This is a genomic window from Rhodococcus sp. FG69 (assembly GCF_057808915.1).
In genome coordinates, this window is the sequence record NZ_JBMDIX010000001.1 from 176145 (window position 1) to 198825 (window position 22681).

The following is a 22681-nucleotide window of genomic DNA, read 5'->3' on the forward strand; positions in this document are numbered from 1 at the left end:
CCTACTTGCGCCGATCGACGCGCAAGGGTCAACCTACCGGTTCAGGCGCCTGTTCAACTCGTTCCGTACCGCGGGCCACTCGGATTCGATGATGGAGAACACGACGGTGTCACGCAGGGAACCGTCGGGCATGCGTTGGTGATTGCGCAGGATCCCATCCTGTTTCGCACCGAGATGCGCAATAGCCGTCCGGGACTGCATGTTCATCCAGTGCGTCCGGAATTCGACTGCAATGCACTGTAACTGCTCGAACGCGTGGGTCAGCAACAGTAGCTTGCTGGCCGTATTGGTGCCGCTGCGATGCGCCGATGTCGCGTTCCAGGTCGATCCGATCTCGACGCGACGGTGTCCCGCATCTGCGTTCATGTAGGTCGTCATCCCGATGATCTGCCCGGTGTCGTTTCGTCGAACGGTGAACGGCAACATCGATTGCGCGTGCAGAAGGCCGAGTCGACGGTCGATCTCGGCGGCCATGTCCTCGGGGCGAGGTACGAAGGTGTACCAAAGGTTCCACAGCTCGCCGTCGCGGGCGGCGTCGCACAATCCCTCGAGGTGGTCGTGGCTCAGCGGTTCCAGCGTCACGACGTCATTGGACAGGGTCACCGGCTGCAGAAAGGTCACGTTGCCGACGATACGTCGTGTTGGCCCGCTACAGCAGGGCCGTGCGCTCTGTCGTCCGCTCGCATGAGCAATACGACGGCGATCGCAGTCACGGCTTTGAGCGAACGATTCCCTGGTCTGCTCGACTTGATCGCGAACGAGGCCTGAGTAATTCTGTTGGCGCTGGGTGTGGGTCCGAGCTAGCGTCGGGCCATGCACATCGCGATGATCGGCACGATGGCTCCGAGTCACATCTACCCGTCACTCGGTCTGATCGCCGAGCTGGTGCGGCGCGGGCACCGGGTGAGCTACGCCGTCGGTGACGTGCTGGCGCACCTGGTCGATCCCGCAGGTGTCGAGGTAGTGCGGTTCGATTCGATTCTCCCTCAGGGAGAGGACAATTGGCCCGACGATCCCGCTGAGGCCATGCGTGTCTTTCTCGACGAGGCCATCTCGTCGTTCGATGTCCTCACCGATTTCTACGACGGTGACCGACCTGATCTGCTGCTGTACGACATCGGCGGGTTGGCCGCACCCGTGCTAGGGCGACGCTACGGTGTGAAGGCGGTGCAGCTCTCGCCCGCGATGGTCGCGTGGGACGGGTACGAGGAGGATCTCGCCGAGGTTCTGGGTCCTCTCCACGAGTCCGATTCTGGACAGGCCTACCACGCGGCCTATTCGAACTGGCTCTCCGACAACGGCATCGATGGCGATCCTTGGAATTGGATCTCGCATCCCGAGCATGTGCTGTCGCTGATTCCGCGAGCGATGCAGCCGAACGCGGACAGAGTGCCGGATCGAGTGCGTTTCGTCGGGCCGTGCCTCGACCCGGCGCGGCTCAGCGAGCGTGGTTGGACTGCGCCTGCATCAGGTGCGCGTGTTCTCTACGTGTCGTTCGGAACCGGATTCAACGAGCGCCCCGACTTCTATCGCACCTGCATCGAGGCATACATCGGCTCCGACTGGCACGTCGTGATCTCCATCGGTGACCGGATAGACCCGGCTGTTCTCGGTGATGTGCCGTCGAACATCGAGATTCACCCGCGGGTTCCGCAACTGGCGGTGCTCGATACCGCGGCCGCATTCGTGACGCATGCGGGGATGGGCGGGTGCACGGAGGCGCTGTGGTTCGAGGTTCCGACCGTCGCGATCCCACAGGCCGTCGACCAACTCGGCAATGCAGCGTTACTCGAGGAACTCGGCGTCGGTGTTCAGTTGAAGTTCGAGGATGTCACGGTCGACGTGCTGCGTGCCGCGGTCGAGAAGGTCGCGGACTCCCCCGACATCAGGGCGCGCCTCGCCGAGGTGGGCGCTGCGGTTCGCGGTAACGGCGGCATCGCAACAGCCGCGGATGCAGTGGAGGCCAGTCGCTGACGACTACCCGGGACCGGTAGGCCGCCTCGGTGCACCATCATTCTGATGGCAGGCATGATGGTCTGCGTGCCTGCTGTCATCCGACGTCGATTCACGTCGATGCACCTGTTCGGGGCAGTGTTGGTGGCGGCGATGTTGTTTCAGCAGTCGTTGGTCGACCTGGTCAACTCCAGTCCGACGCTGCAGACCGCCGCAACCGTCTTCACCGGGGTGTTCGTGCAGGCGACACCGTTTCTGGTGCTCGGTGTTCTGATCAGCGGGGCGATCGCGGCATTCGTGTCCCCGCGGGTGCTGCGCGCAGTGCTGCCCCAGCGCGAATCGGTAGCGGTCGGTGTGGCTGGGCTGGCGGGGGCCGCTCTGCCTGGGTGTGAATGTGGGGCAGTGCCGGTTGCGCGGCGACTGATGGATCAGGGTGCACCGAGCGCGGTGGCGGTCACGTTCCTTCTGTCCGCTCCGGCGATCAACCCGGTTGTTCTGGTCTCCACCGCCGTCGCCTTTCCGGGTGAGCCGAGGATGGTCGTGGCTCGGTTGGTGGGCTCGCTCGCGACTGCATGGATCATGGGGTTGCTCTGGTCCCGGTTCGGGCGGACCGAGTGGATCACCGCCCGGCTGAGCAACCACGATTCCGACCCGGGCGGCTCCCGATGGACGGTCTTCACTGAATCCGCTCGTCACGATCTGTTACAGGCCGGGTCGTATCTGGTCCTCGGGGCTGCCGCCGCGGCGATGCTGCACGTATTGGTGCCGACGTGGGTCTATGAACACCTCGCCGGGCAGATGCTCCTCGCGATCCTCGTCATGGCGCTTCTGGCAGTGGTTCTGGCGTTGTGCTCGGAGGCCGACGCTTTCGTGGCAGCAAGCATCTCGATGCTGCCGTTGCTGCCGCGACTGGTGTTTCTGGTGGTCGGGCCAGCAGTGGACGTCAAGCTCATCGCCATGCAAGCGGGCAGTTTCGGCCGGGGCTTCGCGGCCCGGTTTGCCCCGCTCACCTTCGTCGTAGCAATCGTGTGCGCCTGTGCTGCAGGCTATCTCGTGCTCGGTGGTTTCCGGTGAACCGCGAAACCGCCAACGTTCTGCTGCTACTGGTCGGCGGGACGCTGATCAAGATCGCCGCCGACGGCAGCTACGTTCGCTACGTCAAACCTGGACTTCTGCCGTATCTGTTGGCCTCGGCCCTGGTCATCGTCGTCTTGGCGGTGGCCGCGATCGCCGCTGACGTGCGTCGCGGACAGGCCGACGACGGCCACGCAGACGGGCATCGGCACAGCACGAGGCCCTACTGGATGCTCTTGGTGCCGGCAGCGGTGATCCTGTTCGTGGCGCCGCCCGCTCTCGGGGTTTCATCGGTTGGATCATCGACGGTGCCGCACACAATGTCCGCGCCGGAAAAGTCTGCGTTTCCACCGCTCCCGGACGTCGCCGCACCGGAACTATCGCTGCTCGACGTCATCGGACGGGCAGCCCGCGATTCGACCGGCAGTCTCGATGGCCGCGAGATCACCACCACCGGCTTCGTGGTCGCGACTACTGACAATGGTGACGTCGACTTGGCCCAGGTGCTGATCACATGTTGCGCCGCCGACGCCCGCACCATCCGGGTCCACCTCGACGGGAATGTCGGCGGCGCTCTCGACGCCATCCCGGAAGGGAGCTGGCTCTCGGTCACCGGGGTGGTTCTGCCCGGGTCAGCCGACGCCGAAACCAACTACACACCAACCCTCACGGTCACGAACGCAGTGCGCATCTCGGCGCCGGCCAACACGTACGCGTATTGAGACAGACTGCTCGTCAGCGCGGGCGGTGCACTGCCACCGGCGCCACGGCGGCGATTTGTGTTCACAAACCATCCCCTTTACAGTTCTTTCGACAACGATTGTCGAAATCACTGCCATTAAGCGTCGCACCACCAAGTCAGGGAGACACCCTTGCTCGTCGTCGATCAGTTATGCGTCGACGCGGGCCGTACCCGCATTGTCGACGAAGTCTCGTTCGAGATCGCCGCCGGTCAGCGCGTCGGTCTTCTCGGTGCGTCGGGCTCGGGCAAGTCGCTGACCGCGTCCGCGATCATCGGGTATTTGCCTCCGGGCATCACCTCTACCGGCGTCATCAGCCTCGACGGACACGATGTCGCGGGAATTGCAACGCCGCGCCGACACCGCGCCGCCCGACCTGCCATGGTGTTTCAGGACTCCGCGACAGCGATGAATCCGATGGTTACTGTCGGCGCGCAGCTCAGCGCGCCCGCTCGGGCGTCGAAGTCCGACGTAGCGGATCTACTCGAGCAAGTCGGGTTCCGCGAGCCCGACCGCATACTCGGCTCGCACCCACTCGAGCTGTCGGGTGGGCAACGTCAACGCGTCTGTATCGCGCTGGCCATTGCGTGCCGCAGTCCGCTTCTGGTCGCCGACGAGCCGACCACAGCCCTCGACGTCGTCACGCAGGCACGGGTGCTCGACGCCCTGAAGGCAGTCGACGTCGCCATGCTCTTCATCACCCATGATGTAGCGGTCGCATCGCAGCTGTGTGATCGGCTGATCGTCATGGAACGCGGACGCATCGTAGAACAGGGCGCGACCGCCGATATCGTAAAGCGTCCAACGGCCGAACTGACGAAAGGACTTGTAGCCCGCGCTCACGCCGCAGACCCGCTGCGCGCGTTATCCGAAGGACTCAGTCGATGAGCCTGGTGGCGTCCGGTCTGACCCGGCACTACTATCGGCACGGCAAGATCCACACTGCCCTGGGCGGCGTCGATCTCGACATCACTCCCGGCGCGCGCATGGCTCTTGTGGGGGAATCGGGTTCGGGAAAGACCACGCTACTGAAATCGCTTCTGGCGCTGCACCGGCCGGATTCGGGCACTGTCACGCTCGACGGCACCCCCGTTGTCCCAGGATCGGCGCGCTCACTTCGGTGGTTTCGCCAACGCGTGCAGTACATCCCGCAGGACCCGGCCACCTCGCTCGACCCCAGGAAGAGCGTCGTCGACCTCGTCGCGACACCACTGCGGCTCCTCGGCTCCAAGGGCGACCATCTCGCGCTCGCTCGAAATGCCCTCGCCGCAGTGGGTTTGAACGAACGATTTCTCCAGCGCCGACCCTCGGAGCTGTCGGGTGGTCAGAACCAGCGCGTGGCCATCGCTCGTGCAGTGGCGTGCAAGCCCGAATACCTGCTGGCCGACGAGCCTGTGAGCGGGCTCGACCTGGACCTACGCGAGCAAGTCCTCCACGTTCTGAGCGAGCTGTCCACACGAACATCGACGGCGCTGCTCGTGGTGTCCCACGACCTGTCGGTCGCTGCGCGGTTGTGTAGCGACATCTTGGTGATGTGCGACGGCTCGATTGTCGAATCCGGCACCATCGCAGTAATTCTCACCAATCCCTCCCATCGGCATACCCGCGCATTGCTCGACGCAGTGCCCCGCTTGCGATCAATCTAGTCACAGGAGAACACATGTCCCTCAGAACGATCCGCGCTGCACGACTCGGCGCAGTCGGCGCCGTGGGTGTACTCGCACTCACGAGTTGCTTTTCCTCGCCTGCCAGCAATGACGATGCCAGCGGGGAGCGCGCCCGATTGGCGATGCTGCAGCCGCCTCGCTCCGGCCTCTCGCAGTTCAGCGACGATGCGTTCAAACTCTCCCGCTGGTCGACCGCCGAGACGCTGATCACCCTCGACGACTTGGGTGAGGCACAACCGGGTCTCGCCACCGATTGGGAGCGCACCGACGATTTCACGTGGAGCTTCGACATTCGCCCGGACGTGACGTTCCACAACGGTGCATCCCTCGACGCGGACGCGGTGGTCACCGCTCTGACGGCGGCGAGTCAGGCCGCCCCCAAGCCTCGCATCCTCGACGGTGTCGAGATGACGGTTGATGCCAAGGACAGTGACACCGTCACTGTCACCACCGAATTGGTCGACCCACTCTTGCCGCAGCGACTGTCGAGCCCGCAGCTGGCCATCCTCGCGCCGGTAGCGTACGAGGGAGGCGGACCCGTGAGTCCGATCGGCAACGGCACCGGACCGTTCGTGCTCACCAGCGTCGACGGTACCTCCAGTGCCGCTCTGGATCGCAACGATAACTACTGGGGCGAGAAGGCGAAGCTCGCGGGCTTCGACGTCGACTTCGTGCCCGACGGCACCGCACGCGCCGCGTCGCTGCGCAACGGCACCGCCGATGTCGTGGAGGCAATCCCGGTGGGCCAGGCAGCGCTCGTCGACCAAGAACTCGTGCACGAGGTGCCGATGCCGCGCACCAACACGCTCTATCTGAATACTGCGAACGGCGTCTTCGCCGATCCCGCCATGCGCGCCGCAGCCCGTGAATCCATCGACAAGAACCGCCTGGTCGAGCAGGTCTACGAGGGCCGCGCCGATGCCGCCAACGGCTTGCTCGGACCTGCACTTCCGTGGGCAGCCGATCGTCCGGAGCGTACCGAGGCTCCGGCGGGCGACGCCAACGGGAAGCGGATCACCCTCGCCACGTTCACCGACCGCGCCGAGCTTCCCGAGGTCGCAGTGCTACTGCAACAGGCGCTCGAAGCCAAGGGCTTCGTCGTCGAGCAGGTAGTACGCGAGTACCAGTTCATCGAAACAGACGCTCTCGAAGGTCGTTTCGACGCCTTCATCCTCTCCCGCGCGACAGTCCTCGACTCCGGTGACCCGGTGTCGTACATGTACTCCGACTTCGCGTGTGAGGGTTCGTTCAACATCTCGCAGTTCTGCGACCCGCAGGTCGACGCAGCCTTGGCTGCCGCGTCGGCAACCGACCCAGGCGCCGACCGCCGCGCTGCGATTCTCGAAGCGGAACGGCTCATCCTCGAAAAGGACGCAGCGATCCCGATGCTGCACGAACGCGTCATCCAGGGTGAGTCCGCGCGGACCGTCGATGCTGCGCGCGACCCACGCGAGCGCACTCTGATCACCAGCCAGACCACGTTCGAATAAACGACGTGAGAACAGGCGCGTGGATCGTCACGGCATCGCGAGTCGTCACCGTCCTCGGTGTCGTCCTCCTCCTCGGGATGTTGCCGTGGCTGTCCGATCGCGATCCCGCACTGAGCATTCTGCGGGCGCGGTCGGCCGAGCAGGAGGCGACCGAGGAAGCACTGGACGCGATCCGCCGGGATCTCGGCCTCGACGTCGGTCCTCTGCGTATGTTCTGGGACTGGTTCACGGGCATCGTGCAGGGAGACCCCGGCACATCATGGAATACCGGCAGACCTGTTCTCCCCGGTGCGGTCGACGCGCTCGGCGTCTCGCTGACGTTGATGGCGTGCGCCATGATTGTCGCGCTGGTCGTGGCCTCGCTCATCGTCCTGCCGACGCTGCGCGCCGGACTCCGCGGCACCCCCCGTCGAACCAGTGGCGCCGGTGCTGCGGCGATGACCTCGATGCCCGAATTCCTGTTGGCCTCGGTACTTGTCATCGTCGGCGCCGTGTGGCTGTCGTTCCCGGCATACGGCTGGAACGGGCCCGAATACGTGGTGCTGCCCGCGCTCGCGCTCGGTCTGCCGGCCGGCGGTCTGATCGGACGGCTTCTCGCCGATGCCGTCGCCGTCACCTTCACCGAGGGGTGGGTGACGACGTGGACGGTGGCCGGCTTCTCCAGGCGGAGGATCGCCGGGGCAGTATTGCGGCGTGCATTACCTGGCCTCGCGTCGCAGATCGGTCTCGTGATGGTCGCCATGACCGGTGGCGCGGTCGCTGTCGAAAAGGTCTTCGCTATACCAGGATTGGGTAGAACGACGCTCGGCGATGCACAGTCGCAGGACCTGCCTGCTTTGCAGATCGACGTGCTGTTGCTGCTGGCGGTCAGCGCGGTTCTGGGTATCACCGCCGAACTGATCAGAAGGGCGATGCTCGGCAGCGCCCTCCGCGGCGGATCCATGCCGATCCCGTCCGGGGTGTTCGCGCCATCACCTCGCCGCTGGATCACCCCGATCGTGGCAGCCGCGGTGCTGCTGGTCGTGGTCGTCGTCGGATTCCCCCGCGACGCGTACTACTCGACACGCGAGAAGTTCGCGTCGCCGTCGGCTGAATTTCCCTTCGGGACGGACGCTTCGGGCCGCGACCTGCTCGCACGCGTGTCCGAGGGCGCGATCTCGACGGTCGGACTCTCGCTGGCCGTCACCCTCGGCAGCTTCGTCATCGGGGTGCTGTTCGGGTTGATCCCCAGGGTCTCCCGTGGACTCGTCGAGGTCACCAACGCCGCTCCGCCAGTAGTGACGGGCATCCTGATCGCGGCGATCTGGGGTCCCAGTGCCGGGGGCGCCGCTGTGGCCGTGTTGATCGTGACGTGGGCTCCGCTTGCCGCTCATACTGCCGCGCTGGTGGAGGAGGCTCGGTCGCGTCCATATATCGCGATCCTTCCGACACTGGGAGCCAGTGAGGCAAGGATCCTTTTCGGATCCATCGTGCCGAGCGTTCTGCCCACCATTGTGCGGCACGCGATGCTGCGTCTACCTGGCGTGGCACTGGCTCTGGCGGCGCTCGGGTTTCTCGGGCTCGGACCGCAGCCGCCCACCCCCGACTGGGGTCTGATCCTCTCCGACGGTGTCGCAGGCGTCGAGCGAGCGCCGTGGGTCGTGCTCGCACCGCTTGCGTCGCTCATCGCTCTGGCCGTGCTGGCTGTATCCCTCGCCAGCGCCACGTCCGGGCGCACCCGCCGGACCGTGGACGACGCAGCGGTTCCTGTAGCGTCGGCGTCGATTTGACGCTCGAACTGTTGGACTGGATGTGGAGAACAGCGTGACCGCGGGTACCGACTCGGACAGAAGACGGTGGCGGTGGTCGTTTCTCGACAACCTGCAGCGCGCGACGCCCACGATCAGGCTGCTGGTCCTGACACAGCTGACGTTCAACGTCGGCTTCTTCATGGTTCTGCCGTACCTGTCGGTGCACCTGACGAGCGATCTCGGACTCGGGGCCGCGCTGGTCGGCGTCGTACTAGGTATCCGAACGTTTTCCCAGCAGGGATTGTTCTTCGTCGGTGGGACACTCGCCGACCGCTGGGGCATCAAGCCGGTCGTGCTCGTCGGATGCGTGTTGCGTGTGATCGGCTTCGTGGGCCTTGCCGCGTTCGACTCCCTGGCAGGCGTGCTGGCCGCGACAGTCCTCGTCGGATTGGCTGCTGCCCTGTTCTCCCCAGCGGTCGAATCGGCGGTGGCCATCGAGGCAGGCAAGAGCGAACGTGACGGCGGACCTCGACGGGTCGAGACGTTCGCGTTGCTTTCGGTATGCAGTCAGATCGGATCCTTCACGGGCCCACTCGTCGGATCTCTGTTGCTGCTGGCCGACTTTCGAATTGCCTGCCTGGTGGCGGCCGGGATCTTCGTCGTGATCATTGCCGCCCACGTTCGGTGGCTACCGAACGAACCGGGCGAGCACCGTGACGAACCCTGGCTGTCGGGGTGGTCCGATGTCATACGCAACCGAGTGTTCGTGCTGTTCGCGATCGCGATGAGCGCACAGCTGGTCGCCTACAACCAGCTGTACCTTCTGCTTCCGCTCGAGGTCGAACGTGCGTGGGGGTCGCAGACGGTACTTGGCTGGTTCTTCGCCGTCTCCGCGGTGTTCGTCGTGACGACGCAGCTGCCGATCACCAGACTGGTCGGGAACCTCTCGCCTCGGGTGGTTCTCCCCGTGGGATTCGCATTCATGGCGCTTTCGTTCGTGGTGGTTGCTGTGGCGTCGCCGCTGCAACTGAACGGTGTGGTCGGCCTCCTACCTGCGGCCGTGTTCGTCCTACTCCTCGCCCTCGGCCAGATGATTGCGATGCCGCAAGCGCGCGACCTCGTGCCGCAGTTGGCCGCCGAGCAACGACTGGGCTCGTACTACGGATTCATGGCCTCTCTCGGCGGAATCGGCGTCCTCGTCGGATCGGTCGCCCTGGGTGCGGTCATCGATGCTGCACCCGACACGGGCTGGGGCGCCGCGATCCCTTGGCTGGTGGCATCGGCCTTTCCCGTCGCCAGTGTGGTCGGACTGCGCGTCGTGCTGGCCAAAACACCGTCGTACGGGACGAATTGAAGGCGTCGGGCAACTACTGAGGTTCTCCGTCGGTGCGGATCTGTGGCGTGGACGCCGTCAGAGCCGCGATCACGGCGCTGCGGCCGTGTTGCCACACAGGTCCTGCTGCAACGAATCCAGCGGATCTCATCGAGACCACATGGTCCTCCATCGAGAGTTCGTTGTCGCGCTCGTGTGCCGGCACTTCGTGGGCGCGTCGAGCCAGCAGTGGTGCGAACGCCGGCTCGGATTCGGCCGACCGCCACCATCGATCCCAGTCCTCGGGCGCAGCCCGCCTCGTTCGTCGGGCCCGGATGTCATCTGACGCCGAAAGAACCTGTCTCCATCGATCATTGGTGGGATAGAACTGATCGGCGTCGACCAGGATGGACTGCGTTCCGAGTAGGCGGTAGCAGTCGCGGTAGATCCCGTCCAGAACCTTTCGCGTGGGATAGTGCAGCGCCGTGCTGGAGATGATCGCGTCGATGCTGCCTGCATATTTCGCGAGCTGCATTGTCCACCCGTCGGCCCCTATGTCGGCCTGAACGAAGACGAGCTGAGGGTGAGCGGCAGTCCCTAGCGCGAGCAGAAGAGGATCTTGATCGACGGCGACTACTGTCGCATCCGGGAACCGCCGAGCAGCCCGAAGCGCCAAAGATCCTGGACCACTGCCTAGATCGACGATCACGCGTGGCCGAGCCCGCACGGCCTGCACGACATCGAGTACGGACTCGAAGCGCTCTTCTCTGTCACCGGCGTACAGCTGCTGTTGATCTTCCCACCGGTCGCACCAGTGCCGCGCCAGCGGCGCGTCGACCACGGACGGGACCCACGCCTTCACACGGAGGCCTTCGTACCATTACGCGACGTTACAGTCGCCGCCACGACTGCTGCCACCACCGCGATGCCGCCCGCAGCCACGCAGAGCCAGAATCCGAGGGCCGGCCCGCCGGGCGAATCCACGATCGGACCGGCTATCGCAGCCCCGCCCGCAGCGCACGACATGTTGATACACGTGAACCACGTATAGCTTTCGGTGATCATGGATGCCGGGACGGTGACGGCGACGAGCTCGGCCAATACGGTGACCGCCGGCGCGATGACCGCCCCGGTGAGCATCAACACCACAGCGAGCTGCACCGAGTTGTCTGCAGCAATCCATGCCGCGTACCCGACGGTGAGTCCGAGGAGCAACACGATCAGCCTCTTGGTCAGCGCCTGCGACGTGTCAGCCGGACGAAGAGGCATGGCCCCGTAAAGAATTCCGCCGGCTGCGCTTCCGACGCTCCACACTGCGATCAACACGCCCGCGGTCACACCGCCCGCGACACCACCGGATGATTGTGCGAACGCCGCAATGGCCACCGGTGATGCGCCGAACGAAAACGCCACCCCGGCCGTGACCGTCAGGAGCAGGACGAACGCGGGCATACGCAACGGGCCTACACCCATCGTGCGGGTTGATGCAGCTTCGCTTCGAAGTGACTGTATTGCACGACCCCGGCACACGACGACGGTCCCCACGAGCGTCGTGATCGTCGCGAAGGCGATCGCGGCGCCGGCCCCGTACATCGTCGGCTGCGTTGTGCTGTGGTCGGCCAGAATGATGAACGACGACGTGATGAGTGGACCGAGAACGAACACCAATTCGAACACCGCAGATTCTGCCGCCATCGCAGTGGTTCTCAGGGTGGGGTTGGGGCCGTCGGGTCGTGTGGCGTGCGTCCACGCCGAGCGCAGAGCCGGGGACATCGGAGGGAACGTTGCTCCGGTGAACACTGCCAGCACCAACAGAATCCAGAGTGTCGATTCGCTGAGCACTGCTCCCAGCAGTGCAGCGTGGCCGAGCGCGTACCCGATCGCATACACGGGCAGCACGCGGGCAGCGGAGAAGCGATCGACCAGGCGGCCCGCAACCGGCGCAGCGAACGCGGTGGCGAGCGAGACGGCTCCGGTCACGAGACCTGCTGTCGCATAGTCGCCATTGACCTCTCTGATCAGAAGCAGCCACGCGACGATCGTCACCCCGTGACCGATACGGGCCGCAGTCCCGCCGACGATCAGCATCGGTGCGCCAGGCAATCGCCACAGCGCCGCGTACTTCCTCATGCGTGTTCCCTCTCGACGTCGGTGGTCACGAACGACTCGTGATGTCGTAGAACCCGTCGCCGTCGAGGAACAGTACCGTCGACAGATCTCGTTCCAGAATGTCACGCACCGGGTGGGTGAGGCCGATCATCATGGGCTCGGTGACATCGGAAACTGTGCGTTGCAATCGTTCTCCCGGGGCGACGACGATCTGATGATCGAGATAGCTCGGCAGCGCCAGTACCTGGTCGAGCTTCGGATAGCCGCGAAGCGAGCCCTCGTAGGGAGATGTCATGAAGACCATCGCGGCATGAGATCGTTCCTGTGACGGTCGAGTGTGGATGCGGGCGAATTCGTCCGGTTCGGTGAAGGCCATCACCGTCCACTCGATCTGTGATTCACCCCGGGCGATCTGGGCGTACCGCGCGGTGTCCGCGCCGCACAGCCGCGCCCCGATCTCCACGAGATGCGCACCCTGTGGCGTCATCATGATCTCCAGATGTGCTGGGCCGTAGTCGATACCCAGTGCATCGAGCACGCCCAACGCGTACTCTGCCAGAGCGTTCGTACGCGGGTCGTCGTCGGGGACGGAGACCGCGGCTGCCACCCGATCCGATATTCCGTTGGCAGAGATCTTCACGTACCTCCACATGTCGGTGACGCGGTGGTCGCCGGCACAGCTGACGGTATTGACGACGTATTCACCTCCGACGAGGAACTGTTGCGCCACCACGCCCTCGTTGGTCACTCCGAAGATGTTCTGCTGATCGACTATTCGGCCGTACGCCTCGACTGAATCGGACGGGCTCATGCAGAACTGGACACCGTCGTTGCCCGCACTGCGGGTCGGCTTGACGACGACCTGCCCGCCGAGGGCGGTGTGCCACGCGAACAGTGTGTCGGCATCGGCTACGAGAAGCTGCTCGGTTGCCCGCAGACCGCGAGCACGTAGCCGTTCGATCATGGCGAACTTGTCTCTGCGGACGCTGCTCAACGCGGTGCCGTTCGACGCAAGGCCGAGCCGGTGGGAAAGGAGGTCCGCCAGTTCGACGCCTGTCTCACCGCCGGTCGTCACCGCAACTGGGTTCAGTGCGGCCACTGCCTCGAGTGTGGCGTCGAGTTGTTCACTGTCTGTCAGACCTCCGCGGTGGACGATCTGTCCGGCCAGACCGTTGCCGATGAACCTGCGATAGAAGGGCGGAACGTCCGGGGTGCTCTGCAGTTGGACGACGTCGAACCCACGGTCCATGTAACCCTGTGCAAGCCGCATCGTCGGGCCGTACAGGTCGACCATCACGATTGTTCCGGTCATACGGCACCGTCCAATTCGGTAAGTACTTCGAGGAGTCGGTCGACTTCGTCTCTGGTGTTGTAGACGTGGACACTGGCACGTACCGATGCCGAGTCCTCACCGGCGTGCGCCTGACAGTGTCCGTCCGCTCGAACCATGAATCCTCGGCTCTCCAAGACGAAACCGAGGTCGTTCGACGAGATATCTCGATGTCGGAAGGTGACGATTCCCTGGCGTCGTTGGATATCCGAGTCGAGGCTCAGGCTGGACTGACACCCCAGCACCTCGTAGGAGTTCAGCCGAGACAATCCGTCCGTCAGCACCGCGCCGAGCGCCGTCGTCCAAGAATGGATGTTGTCGAGCCCTGCCGCACGTAGCCATTCGAATGCCGCACTGAGACTGACGATTCCGGTGGTGTTCGGGCTTCCCTTCCATCCTGCAGGTTCGAACGGAACTCCTCGCTCGTTTCGGGCCCACACCGCGCCGATCCCCGGAAGAGCCATCGCCTTGTGGCCGGAGAAGACCACGAAGTCGACGTCGAGTGTCGACACGTCGACGGGTTGATGGCCTATGCTCTGCGCTGCATCGAGGCAGATGACCGTGTCGGGCCCGCACGCGTTGCGAATCCGGTGCACGTTCATGTCGTTTCCGTAGACGTGGTGCACGTGTGTGACGGCGACGAACCTGGTCCGCGGGCCAAGGAGCTCGGTGAATGCGTCGATGTCGTAGTCGCCGGAGCCGCTCTCCTCGTACGGGAGAGCATGCACCGTCACATGGCGACCGCGGTCGGCCAGCATCTGCTGTGCTTCGTGCCACGGCAGCGCATTGGCCTGGTGGTCGGCGAACGGCACGATGATTTCGTCACCGTCGGCGAGATGTCCGATCAACCAGTCCTGGGCCACCTTACGCAAACCACTCGACGCTCCGTCCAGGAAGACGACGGACGATGAACCGGTGCTCCTGTCGCCCAGGAACTCGTGCACTGCCGCACGGCCTGCCTCGACGAGTTCGGTGGTGCTGTTGGCCCAGCCATAGGTACCGCGGCCCGCATTCGCATTCGTGGTGACGAGATAACTGAGCACTGCGTCGAGGACTGGACGCGGCTTCTGCGCGGTGGCAGAGCTGTCGAGATAGGTGAGCGATGGGTGCGCGGTGATGATGGGGAAGTCTGCACGCAGGTCTCGTTGCCAGTCCGCGAGTCGGTCGAGGACCGCATAGGGAGGCTCTGAACGCAGATCCGTGAACTGTGTTGTGGTGAGGGACATGTGATCGGTTCCGTTCTGTTAGTCGCGGACCAGTGGCGCGCCGGCGTCGCGCCACGCGATGACGCCGCCCCCGAGGCTGCGCGTGTCGTTGTGGCCCATCCGTGAGAGTGCGGCTGCGTATCGGGTCGATTTTTCCCCGACGGGGCAGACGAGCAGGACCTTGCGGCTCGTGCCGAACGGCACCCCACCACGAATCAGCTCGCCGAACAGTTCGTCGGCGATGTTGATCGATCCCTCGATGTGCAGGGCGCGGTAGGCGAACGCACCACGAAGGTCGATTACCAGGGGAGATTCCGTCTGGATCCACCTACGTGCATCGTCTACCGACAGTGTCTGTACGGCAGCGACTTCGGCGTCGGACAGCGTCGCAACGCTACCCGGGCGCGCCGGTTGTTTGAGCAAGTCCGGACGTCGATTGCGGACGTACGACATGTAGCTCTCGATGCGGTCGCAGACGATGAATACCGCGCTCTCGCGGCGGCCGGTACCGTCTAGTTGCGCATCGGCTTTCGCGAGATGACGAACGGCGCCGAAGTAGGCGGCTCCACCGGTGGGACCGGCCAGCATGCCGCAGCGTCGAACGAGGGTCAGCATCCCGTCGATCGCGTCGTCCGCGCTGACCGATTCGATGGTGTCGTAGGTGTCGGGATCGAAGAGTCCCACTTCGTGGACTTCGTCGATGTTTCGGATGCCCGGTATGAAGTCGGATTTGTGCGCGACGAGTCCGAGCACCTGCACGTCGGGATCGGCAGCACGCAGAACCTGTGCGACGCCGGTAGATGATCCTGCGGTGCCCACGCAGGCGATGAAGTGCGCGGGAGCGCCGCCCAGGTCGTCGATGATCTCCGGGCCGGTCCCATGGACGTGGGCGTCGACGTTGCGTTTGTTGAAGTACTGGTCGGTGTGGAAGTAGCCGCTACCGGGGCCGGAGATCTCCCGGTGGATGCGAGCCAGCGGGTCATCGGCATCGGTGGGATCGAGACACTCTGCCTGGCCGGGCAATTCTTCGATGTCGGCGCCGATCAGTAGCAGCAGGTCTTTGATCTCTGGCACCTTCATGCGATTGGTGACCGATCGGAAGCGGACCCCGTGCATGCCCGCAATGACCGCGAGCGCTTTGGCGGTGTTGCCACTCGACAGCTCGATCATTGTCTGATCGCCGTCACGCGCAGTGTCGATGCCGGCGCTCGCCATCGACCACGCCGCCCTGTCCTTGACCGATCCGAACGGATTGAGCATTTCGAGCTTGGCGTACAGGTCGATGTTGCGCAGGCCCGTCACTTCTTCGTCGATGTGCACCAGCGGGGTGTCGCCGATGACGTCGATGACGCTGTCGTACAGCATTGCTTCTCCTCAGTTGGATTCGGTTCGTCGTGTGCTCGGCCCGTGAAACGGATCCGGCCAGTACTGCTCGTCGAGTTGCCACGACCAGCCAGCGGCGTTGCGCGACAGTGCGACCACGCGTGCGATCGGTTGGTCGAGCGCGTGGTCGGCGCTGAAGTCCATGAAGTACCCGGCGGTGTTCACGAACACGAGAAGATCTCCGGCGATGGGTAGCTGTTCGAACCAGATCTTCCGTCTGCTGATGAAATCTGCTTCCAGGCAGAGATTTCCGATCATGTAGCCCGAGCCGGCGCCACGCTCACATCCGCGCGAGGGGATCAGAACCGGATCGAGGTGGACTCCGTGTTCCTCCAGGCTGACGTCTCCGGCATTGAGATCCAGTCGAATGAAATGCGTGTCGTCGGTCGCGGGGCGTACCTCGAGTACACGGGCGATCACCACGCCGCATTGATCGAGAAGGGAACGTCCGGGTTCGATCCACAGCTCGTGCATGTTGTCCAGTACGGCAGCGGCGAGAGTCGAGCCGAGAATCGGTGCAGCGGTGTTCAACAGATCGTCGAGGTACCGCGGTCCGCTGACCGGTCGATGCGCGGGATACAGGCCGAGGTTGCCGCGCAGCCGTCCACCTTCGTTGCGCAGGCCGTATCCCGCGCCCTGCCACGTTACCGGTGCGCGACGCCCGAGAACTGCTTCGGCGAGTGCAGTTGTGAATGCCTCCCATTCCGCGCCGTCGGCCAGGTAGTCCACGCCGAACCCGCCCCCGATGTCGACCACCCGTGGATCATGGCCGCGGACACGAGCTTCTTCCAGTGCCAGCAGGCAACCGTCGAAAGCGCGAGCCTTCTCGGGAATGCCGATGGTGTCGAGGTGGTAGGCGAACCCGAGCAACGTCAGGTGCTCTGGGTATTTGTCGAGAACAGCGAATACCGAGTCGAGTTCGTCGGTCGCAACCCCGAATCGAGAGGGGCGGCTCAGCATGGTGGCTCCGGAGTTGCTGAACGACGACAATCGCACCAGGATCTCCAGCTTGGGGAGCGCGTGCGCCTGTGCGATGTCACCGACCATTGCGAGCTCGTCCATCGTGTCGACGTTGACAGTGACCCCTGATCGCACTGCCAGCCACAGAAATTCCGGTGTCTTGGGTCCTGTGGTCATGATCCTTGCGGGTGCGAAGCCGCTACCGAGTGCGCGTTGCAATTCGGCCAGGGAAGCTACGTCGATCCTTGCCCCAGTCGCAGCCAATTCACGAACGAGCGCCGCCGATCGATTGGCCTTGTGGGCGTAGTACACGGCACCCCGCATGCCGTGTCCGGCAATGGTGCGTTGGAACTCGTCGACGTTGTCTCGGATCTGTTGCGGTAAAACGACATTGAGTGGCGACCCGAGTGCGTGAGCTAGGTCGAGAATCAGCGGAGTGTTCGTCAGGAGATCTTCGACAAGGTCGGACTTCTTGGGGGTCAGCGGGAGTGGTGCGGAGTTGATCACGATGAGACTGCTTCCTTCAGTGGTCGCGGTGACTGTTCGAGGACGATCACACGGTCGACGTGACGCCCGACGAGTTCGAGGTCATGCGAGACGATGAGATATGCGAGGCCGAGCCGGGCGCGTAGGTCGTCGAGTAGCTCCATGATCACCGTGCGTAGCGGCGCATCGAGCGAGGAGACGGGTTCGTCCAGCACGAGTAGTTCAGGTTCGAGGGCGAGAGCGCGCGCGATCGCCACGCGCTGTTGCTGGCCTCCCGACAATTGACGCGGATGGCGTCGTAGAGATTCCGGCGGCATTCCGACGAGGTCGAGCAACTCGCTGATTCGTTCGACCGGCGCGGGTCTGCGGTGAATCAGAAGGGGCTCTGCAATGATGGCCTCGACGTTCATTCGAGGGTCGAGGGAGTCGCTCGGGTCTTGGAAAACCGCCTGTATCCGCGTTCGAATTTGCCGTCTGTCTGCAGCCGACATGTCGGCAGGATCCTGTCCGAACACTTCGATCCGCCCCTGGGACGGTGCATGCAGCGCGAGGACTTGTCGAAGCACGGTTGTCTTTCCGCTTCCGGAGGGACCGACGAGGGCGACGGCTTCTCCGGCGGACACGGTGAGCGAAACGTCGCGGCAGGCTACGACGGCGGGTCCGCGGCGGCGAAGGCCTGATCGAGCGTAGGTGACCGTCAGAGCGTCGATATCGAGGACCGTCGGGTTGCTGTGCGGTCCAGACTTTTTCACGATCGTGGCGCTGCGGGTAGAGGCAGTGACGGCGCCGTTCGGTGTAGTGGGGACGACCATCCCGTGCGAGATGGTGATGATGCGATCACTCATGCGTTCCACGACGGCCGGGTCGTGAGAGATCAGCAGCATCGCCATGTGCCGCTCACGAAGCAGATCGTGGAAGAGGTCGAGTATCCGTGCGCCGATGTCGGCGTCGAGTGCGCTCGTCGGTTCGTCGGCGATCAGCAGTTCAGGTTCGTTGGCCACTGCGAGGGCGATCGCGACCCGTTGCCGCATGCCACCGGACAGTTCGTGTGGGTACGAGTCGACTCGGGTGGACGGGTCGGGGATGCCGACGCGTCCCAATAGCTCGATGGCCAGCGTGCGTGCTTGTCGACGGGTGAGGGGTTGCTGCAACGTGATCGCCTCGACCATGTGCCCTGCGATCGTGCGGGTGGGAGTGAGCGAACCCATGGGGTCCTGGGGGATGAAGGACATCCGGTTGCCTCGGTACCGACACAGTTGCTTGTCGTCCAATGTGGTGAGTTCCGTGCCCGCGAACCGGATCGAACCGGTGATGCGTGCGGAGTCCGGGGCGAGGCCCATGACCGCCGACGCGGTCATCGACTTGCCGGAACCGGACGCGCCAACCACCCCGAGGACCTCGCCTCGTCGAATCTCCAGTGCAACATCCTGGAGTACCTTTCGGGCTCCGATGGTGACGCCGAGACCGTCGACAAGCAGTAGTGGCTCAGTGCTCTGGGGTGTCATAGGGTTGCCGCCTCCCTCGAACGTCGGACGCCTTCGCCGACGAATCCGACGCCGAGCACCGTCAGGACGAGAGTGACTGCGGGAGCGACGAAAACCCAGGGATAGGTGACGGCCGAGGCGCTTCCCGTCGCGATCAGCGTGCCGAGTGAAATGTCGGGTGGCTGCACACCGAACCCGAAGTAGCTCAATCCTGCCTCGGCGAGCACCGCTGTCGCGACCGTCAGCGCACAGTCGACGGCCAGCAGTGGGATCATGTTCGGCAGCAGATGCTTTCGCATCACATGCCACTTCGATGCACCCATGGTGTTGGCTGCCCTGACGAAGCCGCTGACGCGCAGGGTGAGGGTGCGGGCGCGGATCATTCGAGCCGGAAGCATCCATTGGAACGCGGCGATAGCCAGGATGAGAAATAGCCACGATCGATCGACGAAGAGCGGTGAGAGCACCGCAATCACCAGGATCGGCGGCAGAACGAGCAAGGTGTCGACCGCCCACATCGACGTCTTGTCCACTGCGCCTCGCGCGAGGCCGGCGAGCATGCCGACCACCGCTGCCGCGCCGGTTGCAAGGATGGCTGCTGCGACGCCGATGAGCAGCGACTTCTGCAAACCGTGCAGCGTCTGGGCAAGAATGTCTTCACCCAGGCGAGCGGTGCCGAACCAATGTCGAACCGTTGGTGCCTCGAGTATCGATCCGTGATTCTGCTCGGAGTAGTGGAAGGTCAATGCATGCGGGCCGATGAATGCGACCGCAGTCAGCGTCACGAGAATGCCTGCGCCCAGGTATGTCAGGACCCGGCCGTCGTGCCCCGGTGGTGTCGCGGTTCGGGCGGGTAGTCCGTCGGCGTCGATGAGCGTCCGCTGTTGTGCGTCCAGTGTCTGTCGTGCGTCCTGCGTCGTGCTCATGAGTTGGCTCGCAATCGAGGGTCGAGGGCGACCGACGCCAGGTCGGAGATCCAGCCCGCGAGCACGACGAGGATGCCGAACAGCAGCGTGACCGACGCGCACACCCGGGCGTCGTGGTCGTGGATGGCTGTGATGATCCAGTCACCGAGTCCGTACCAACCGAAGATGCGCTCGGTGAAGACGCCACCAGCAAGATGAATTCCGAAACTGAAAGCGAACAACGAAACAACCGGTATGACGGCTGATCTCAGGCCGTGACGCCAGAAGGCGGTGCGTCGGGGAAGGCCACGGGCGCGCGCTGCTCGCACGTAGCCACTGTTCGCGACATCGAGGGCGGCCGCGCGTTGATACCGGCTGAAGAACGCGATTTGAGGTAGTGCAATGCAGATGGTCGGGAGGACGAGGTGCTGCAGTCGATCGACCAGGGCAGCAGTGCCGGTGAAGTCGGCCCCGGCCGTGCGTTCACCGGAGAAGTAGAGGATCTGCGTTCCGGCCACATCATTGATCGGCAGCCACAGCATCTTCAACACAGTGCCGAGGACGAAAACCGGGACGGCGAGTACGGTCAGCGTCCACAGCATCGACCACTGGGCGCGCAGTGCACCCGTCGAGAGCGCGCCGCGGACGCCGACCACGATCCCGAGCGCGACAGCGATCGTCGCACCGATCAGATACAGCCGCAACGAAGTCCCGGTTCGCGTCCACAGCTCGTCACCGATTTCCCGGCCACCGACAGTGGTACCGAAGTTGCCGGTGAGTACGCCGCCGAGCCAGGAGAAGAACCGCAGCGGCACAGGCTGATCCAGGCCAAGTCGAACGGCTTGCGCGTCGATCACCTGTTGTGGTGGTCGGGGCTGCCGCGATTCGTACACCGCTAGGGGATCGAAACTGTACGACGCCAGGCAGTAAGCAAGGAAGGTTGCCGTCAGGCACAGTGCCACCCGCGCGCACAGTCGGCCGGTCAGCCGGGCAACCCAGGTTCCCCCCTGCGACCCACCACGAGGGCGGACCGCAGGGGCGTCGGAGCTAGTCGGCTCCGCAGTGAAAGACGTGGTCACTCCTGCCAACCGGCGCTTTCGAAACCGTAGGCCCCAAGTCCACGTGCGCCATAGTTGGCAAGTTCGGCCCGAACTGCATAGGCACCCGAGTCGGCATACAGAGGAAGGTGATGTGCGTATTTCCATGTCAGCACGTCGATTTCGTTAGCGATCTCGTTGCGCTTGTCGGCGTCCAGTTCGGTCAAGCCGCGGTCGTAGAGTGCGTCGATCTCGGGGATGTAGATGCGGCCATAGTTGCTGCCTGCGTCGTCACCTTCCGGCTTCTGAAATACTGGCCGGTCGTGTGCGAACGGTGATGCGGACTTGGTCCATTCGAACGCAGCCAGGTCGAAATTGCCAGGGATGAGGTACTCGTCGTAGAACTGGTCCGGCGACACCGAGTTGACCTGTACCCCGATTCCCGCGGCAGTGAGCTGATCGCGGAGAACGCCGGACACCGTGTTGCCCACTGGGGTGTTCTGAGCCAACAGTCGCAGTTCGAGGGGCGCGCCGTCTTTCGTCCGAACACCACCGTTCTGTGCGGTCCACCCCAGTTCGTCGAGCGATCGCCCTGCCGCGTCGGCATCGTGTGGCAGGGTGGCGGAGTTGTCGACGTATCCGGCGTCGGTCGGCGGCAGGATGTGGTTGCCGACCGGTTCGGCTCCAGGAACGATGCGGTCCATCAGGACGGTGGTCACAGCGGCCGGGTCCAGGGCTTGGGCAACCGCGATGCGCAGTTGCTCGTCGGCCAGGGCGGCGCCTTCGGCACCGTTGAAGGTGATCTGCCCAGCCTTGCGCTCGGGAGCCTGCCTGATCTCGACGCCGTCGATCGACTGTGCGCGGGTGAACAGGTCGATATCGCCGCCGATCGGATACAGGTCTATCTCGTTGTTGGCCAGCGCATCTGCGCGAGCCGAGGGATCGAGTGCGCGGAAGATGATCTGGTCCAATGGAGGCTTCTCACCCCACCAGTCGCTGTTGCGCTCCACCACAATTGTTTTCGCGGTCTCGTCGATGTTGTTCACGATGAACGGGCCCGCGGTGATCGTCGGTGCGTCGACCCAGGCTGTGTTGAACGCATCCGCGTTGCCAGTCACCTCTTTGGGCGCAATGAGATTGAACAGCCCCTGCCATTCGGCGAACGGTGTCTCGAAAGTGACGACTGCCTGCTTGTCCGAGGCGCCGCGCTCGACCTTCTCGATATCGGAGTAGCCGACGTTGCTGTAGCCCTCGAACGCGGTGTCGGCGCCACTGAGGGCCCGGGCCTGGGACTCCAGATCCTCCCAGTCCATCGCGCGCCCGTTCGACCAGGTTGCGTCCTCGTTGATCTCGTACGTGACCACCTGTGGAGACTCGGATGTGAGCTCGGCCGAGGAGAAGAAGTCCTCCGCGAGGCGGTGGCGGCCGTCGGGCCCATCGCGGAACGCGCTCGGCAAGAGGGCCTCGGAGAGCTGCCACGTGACCACGCGGGCACCGTTGATCTGCAGAGGGTTGTAGTTGGTGGGCAATGCATCGACCGGGATGCGGAGTTCGCCGCCTTCGCGCAGCGAGGATGCCTCCTGCGCGTTGATCTGCTGTCCCCCGTTTGCTGCAGGTGAGCGTTCGGCGTCGCCGCCCGAACCGCACCCGCCCAACACCACTGTGCTCGCCATCGCGGCGGCCAGCACACGCCAGCGCCGAACTGTCATCGTCATCGGTTGTCTCTCCAGTTGGTTGTCCGACCTTTAATGTAAACGATAATCATTGTCATTAAAAGTCCGGACGTTGAGGCTTGGGTCCTGGGGAGTACCGATTC

Annotated in this window: 19 protein-coding genes; 8 read left to right on the forward strand and 11 right to left on the reverse strand. The window is 64.2% G+C overall.

Annotated elements, in window-relative coordinates:
- Nucleotides 1-33: 33 nt before the first annotated feature.
- On the reverse strand, nucleotides 34-621 hold the full coding sequence (locus tag ACODSO_RS00835) for a GNAT family N-acetyltransferase (RefSeq protein WP_489034313.1): 588 nt from the start codon (nucleotides 619-621) through the stop codon (nucleotides 34-36).
- 192 nt (nucleotides 622-813) lie between these two features.
- On the opposite strand from ACODSO_RS00835, the gene ACODSO_RS00840 reads away from it, so the two are divergent.
- From ACODSO_RS00840 to ACODSO_RS00875, 8 genes are all read left to right on the forward strand, one after another.
- Nucleotides 814-1974 (forward strand): macrolide family glycosyltransferase, encoded by a 1161-nt coding sequence (locus tag ACODSO_RS00840; RefSeq protein ID WP_489034314.1) that lies wholly within the window; start codon nucleotides 814-816, stop codon nucleotides 1972-1974.
- A 57-nt stretch (nucleotides 1975-2031) separates the two neighbouring features.
- The gene (locus ACODSO_RS00845) at nucleotides 2032-3027 is read left to right on the forward strand and encodes a permease (protein ID WP_489034738.1); all 996 of its coding nucleotides are present in this window, start codon (nucleotides 2032-2034) and stop codon (nucleotides 3025-3027) included.
- Nucleotides 3024-3749, forward strand: coding sequence for a TIGR03943 family putative permease subunit (locus ACODSO_RS00850; RefSeq protein ID WP_489034316.1), 726 nt, complete (start codon nucleotides 3024-3026; stop codon nucleotides 3747-3749). The genes ACODSO_RS00845 and ACODSO_RS00850 overlap by 4 nt, the downstream gene beginning before the upstream one ends.
- A 150-nt stretch (nucleotides 3750-3899) precedes the next feature.
- Entirely contained in the window at nucleotides 3900-4655 is a 756-nt protein-coding gene (locus ACODSO_RS00855) for an ATP-binding cassette domain-containing protein (protein WP_489034318.1), read from the forward strand.
- A complete protein-coding gene (locus tag ACODSO_RS00860; protein ID WP_489034319.1) occupies nucleotides 4652-5413 on the forward strand; it encodes an ABC transporter ATP-binding protein in 762 nt (253 codons plus the stop codon). Before ACODSO_RS00855 ends, ACODSO_RS00860 begins: the two co-directional genes overlap by 4 nt.
- Nucleotides 5414-5427: 14 nt before the next feature.
- Nucleotides 5428-6924 carry an ABC transporter substrate-binding protein gene (locus ACODSO_RS00865; RefSeq protein ID WP_489034320.1) on the forward strand — a complete coding sequence of 499 codons (1497 nt, stop codon included), beginning with the start codon at nucleotides 5428-5430 and terminating at the stop codon, nucleotides 6922-6924.
- A 5-nt stretch (nucleotides 6925-6929) separates the two neighbouring features.
- Nucleotides 6930-8693: an ABC transporter permease subunit gene (locus ACODSO_RS00870; RefSeq protein ID WP_489034321.1), complete on the forward strand. Its 1764-nt coding sequence runs from the start codon at nucleotides 6930-6932 to the stop codon at nucleotides 8691-8693.
- Between the two features lie 34 nt (nucleotides 8694-8727).
- On the forward strand, nucleotides 8728-10008 hold the full coding sequence (locus ACODSO_RS00875) for an MDR family MFS transporter (protein WP_489034322.1): 1281 nt from the start codon (nucleotides 8728-8730) through the stop codon (nucleotides 10006-10008).
- Between the two features lie 13 nt (nucleotides 10009-10021).
- Here the strand turns inward: ACODSO_RS00875 and ACODSO_RS00880 are convergent, their stop codons facing one another.
- Genes ACODSO_RS00880 through ACODSO_RS00925 form a run of 10 tightly spaced genes read right to left on the reverse strand, consistent with a single transcriptional unit; the run spans nucleotide 10022 to nucleotide 22580 of the window.
- Nucleotides 10022-10828 carry a class I SAM-dependent methyltransferase gene (locus tag ACODSO_RS00880; RefSeq protein WP_489034324.1) on the reverse strand — a complete coding sequence of 269 codons (807 nt, stop codon included), beginning with the start codon at nucleotides 10826-10828 and terminating at the stop codon, nucleotides 10022-10024.
- A complete protein-coding gene (locus ACODSO_RS00885) occupies nucleotides 10825-12096 on the reverse strand; it encodes an MFS transporter (protein ID WP_489034326.1) in 1272 nt (423 codons plus the stop codon). The genes ACODSO_RS00880 and ACODSO_RS00885 overlap by 4 nt, the downstream gene beginning before the upstream one ends.
- 25 nt (nucleotides 12097-12121) lie before the next feature.
- Entirely contained in the window at nucleotides 12122-13387 is a 1266-nt protein-coding gene (locus ACODSO_RS00890; protein WP_489034327.1) for an ATP-grasp domain-containing protein, read from the reverse strand.
- On the reverse strand, nucleotides 13384-14631 hold the full coding sequence (locus ACODSO_RS00895; RefSeq protein WP_489034329.1) for an aminotransferase class V-fold PLP-dependent enzyme: 1248 nt from the start codon (nucleotides 14629-14631) through the stop codon (nucleotides 13384-13386). Before ACODSO_RS00895 ends, ACODSO_RS00890 begins: the two co-directional genes overlap by 4 nt.
- Before the next feature lie 18 nt (nucleotides 14632-14649).
- Nucleotides 14650-15975 (reverse strand): pyridoxal-phosphate dependent enzyme, encoded by a 1326-nt coding sequence (locus ACODSO_RS00900; protein ID WP_489034331.1) that lies wholly within the window; start codon nucleotides 15973-15975, stop codon nucleotides 14650-14652.
- Nucleotides 15976-15984: 9 nt separating this feature from the next.
- Nucleotides 15985-17460: an alanine racemase gene (locus ACODSO_RS00905; protein ID WP_489034333.1), complete on the reverse strand. Its 1476-nt coding sequence runs from the start codon at nucleotides 17458-17460 to the stop codon at nucleotides 15985-15987.
- Nucleotides 17457-18944, reverse strand: a complete 1488-nt coding sequence (locus ACODSO_RS00910; protein ID WP_489034335.1) for an ATP-binding cassette domain-containing protein — start codon at nucleotides 18942-18944, stop codon at nucleotides 17457-17459. Before ACODSO_RS00910 ends, ACODSO_RS00905 begins: the two co-directional genes overlap by 4 nt.
- The gene (locus ACODSO_RS00915) at nucleotides 18941-19849 is read right to left on the reverse strand and encodes an ABC transporter permease (RefSeq protein WP_489034337.1); all 909 of its coding nucleotides are present in this window, start codon (nucleotides 19847-19849) and stop codon (nucleotides 18941-18943) included. The genes ACODSO_RS00910 and ACODSO_RS00915 overlap by 4 nt, the downstream gene beginning before the upstream one ends.
- Entirely contained in the window at nucleotides 19846-20907 is a 1062-nt protein-coding gene (locus ACODSO_RS00920; RefSeq protein WP_489034339.1) for an ABC transporter permease, read from the reverse strand. Before ACODSO_RS00920 ends, ACODSO_RS00915 begins: the two co-directional genes overlap by 4 nt.
- Nucleotides 20904-22580 carry an ABC transporter family substrate-binding protein gene (locus ACODSO_RS00925; RefSeq protein WP_489034341.1) on the reverse strand — a complete coding sequence of 559 codons (1677 nt, stop codon included), beginning with the start codon at nucleotides 22578-22580 and terminating at the stop codon, nucleotides 20904-20906. The genes ACODSO_RS00920 and ACODSO_RS00925 overlap by 4 nt, the downstream gene beginning before the upstream one ends.
- Nucleotides 22581-22681: the final 101 nt, after the last annotated feature.

Coding starts and splice junctions, on each gene's coding strand:
- ACODSO_RS00840 (WP_489034314.1), top strand. CDS start 814: ATGCACATCGCGATGATCGGCACGATGGCTCCGAGTCACATCTACCCG.
- ACODSO_RS00845 (WP_489034738.1), top strand. CDS start 2,032: ATGGTCTGCGTGCCTGCTGTCATCCGACGTCGATTCACGTCGATGCAC.
- ACODSO_RS00860 (WP_489034319.1), top strand. CDS start 4,652: ATGAGCCTGGTGGCGTCCGGTCTGACCCGGCACTACTATCGGCACGGC.
- ACODSO_RS00865 (WP_489034320.1), top strand. CDS start 5,428: ATGTCCCTCAGAACGATCCGCGCTGCACGACTCGGCGCAGTCGGCGCC.
- ACODSO_RS00885 (WP_489034326.1), bottom strand. CDS start 12,096: ATGAGGAAGTACGCGGCGCTGTGGCGATTGCCTGGCGCACCGATGCTG.
- ACODSO_RS00890 (WP_489034327.1), bottom strand. CDS start 13,387: ATGACCGGAACAATCGTGATGGTCGACCTGTACGGCCCGACGATGCGG.
- ACODSO_RS00895 (WP_489034329.1), bottom strand. CDS start 14,631: ATGTCCCTCACCACAACACAGTTCACGGATCTGCGTTCAGAGCCTCCC.
- ACODSO_RS00900 (WP_489034331.1), bottom strand. CDS start 15,975: ATGCTGTACGACAGCGTCATCGACGTCATCGGCGACACCCCGCTGGTG.
- ACODSO_RS00910 (WP_489034335.1), bottom strand. CDS start 18,944: ATGACACCCCAGAGCACTGAGCCACTACTGCTTGTCGACGGTCTCGGC.
- ACODSO_RS00915 (WP_489034337.1), bottom strand. CDS start 19,849: ATGAGCACGACGCAGGACGCACGACAGACACTGGACGCACAACAGCGG.
- ACODSO_RS00925 (WP_489034341.1), bottom strand. CDS start 22,580: ATGACGATGACAGTTCGGCGCTGGCGTGTGCTGGCCGCCGCGATGGCG.